The organism is Mycobacterium szulgai (genome assembly GCF_002116635.1).
Taxonomy (GTDB): domain Bacteria; phylum Actinomycetota; class Actinomycetes; order Mycobacteriales; family Mycobacteriaceae; genus Mycobacterium; species Mycobacterium szulgai.
Window position 1 is genome coordinate 1 of sequence record NZ_LQPW01000002.1, and the last position, 1,329, is coordinate 1,329.

At 63.8% G+C, this 1,329-nt stretch carries 1 protein-coding gene and 2 pseudogenes; all 3 read left to right on the forward strand.

The window, feature by feature from the left end:
* Positions 1 to 135 (forward strand): annotated as a pseudogene (locus AWC27_RS31690) (alpha-ketoacid dehydrogenase subunit beta); the annotation flags it as partial.
* The gene (locus AWC27_RS00105; RefSeq protein ID WP_085668366.1) at positions 128 to 364 is read left to right on the forward strand and encodes a biotin/lipoyl-containing protein; all 237 of its coding nucleotides are present in this window, start codon (positions 128 to 130) and stop codon (positions 362 to 364) included. The pseudogene AWC27_RS31690 and the gene AWC27_RS00105, both read left to right, overlap by 8 nt.
* 14 nt (positions 365 to 378) lie before the next feature.
* Positions 379 to 1,213 (forward strand): annotated as a pseudogene (locus AWC27_RS00110) (enoyl-CoA hydratase-related protein).
* Positions 1,214 to 1,329 lie beyond the last annotated feature (116 nt).

Below are 1,329 nucleotides of genomic sequence, written 5' to 3' on the forward strand. Positions count from 1 at the left end.
CCCGTGGAGCGGGTGGGTGCCAGGTTCACCCCCAACCCGGCCGCGGCCACGCTCGAAGCGCAGATGTACCCGTCACCGCAGCGAATCGTGGCCGCAGCGCTGCACACCCTGCAGAAGGCGGAACTGCGTGGCTGACTTCATCATTCGCATCCCACGGGTTTCGGTGGCGGTTTCGGAAGCCGAACTCACCGAGCTGCTCGTCGACACCGGCCAGCATGTCGAGGAGGGCACACCGATCTACGTCATCGCCACCGAGAAGGTGGAACAGGAAATCGAAGCGGGTGTGTCCGGGACCGTGCAGTGGACCGGCCAGATCGGAAACACCTACGACATCGGCGCCCAAATCGGCGTCATCACGCGATAACGAAAGGTAGACATATGGATCTCAACGAGACCCGCGAGAGAATCATCTACGAAAAAGAAGGGCCGATCGCTCGCGTCACACTCAACTGGCCAGAGAAGGCCAACGCTCAGGATCAGAAGCTGGCCGAGGAAGTCGACGCCGCGCTGTTGGACGCGGACCGCGATTACGACATCAAAGTGCTGATCCTCAAGGCCAACGGCAAAGGCTTCTGCTCGGGGCACGCCATCGGCAACAACGCGGTCGACTACCCCGCATTTGTCGAGGGCGCAAAGGTGATGGGCACACCGTGGAAGCCGCAGACCGACTTATTCGTCAAGCCGGTGCTGAACCTGTGGGAGTTCTCCAAGCCGACGATCGCCCAGGTCCACGGTTACTGCGTCGGCGGAGGCACGCACTACGGGCTGACCACCGACATCGTCATCGCATCCGAGGACGCATACTTCTCCTATCCACCGCTACAGGGCTTCGGGATGCCGTCGGGCGAATGTTCGATCGAGCCATGGGTTTTCATGAACTGGCGCCGCGCTGCCTACTACCTGTATCTGGCCGAAGTGATCGACGCCAAGCGGGCGCTGGAGGTCGGCCTGGTCAACGAGGTCGTCCCGCGCGACCAACTCGATGCGCGGGATGACGACGCTGCTGGCCACCAAGGCCAACCTCAAGCGCGCCTGGGAGCTGATGGGCATGCGGGTGCACTGGCAGAGTTCGAACGACCTCGTCGCGCTCGCGTCGATCAGCAAGGACGTGCAGCAGCTCATCCAGACGGTGTTCAAGGACAAGGTGCTGCCCTCCGAGCAGGCGCGCCGGCAGGCGGGCGCGGCCGCCTCGTCTGCTGGCGCGACATCGTAGGGCCCACCCGTGAACATCGCCGATCACGCGACAGCAGCCCCGCAGGCCCCGGCGTTGCTGCTATCCGACGGCGATCGCCCGGCGAGCGCAATCTCCTACGGCGAGTTGTATGCCCG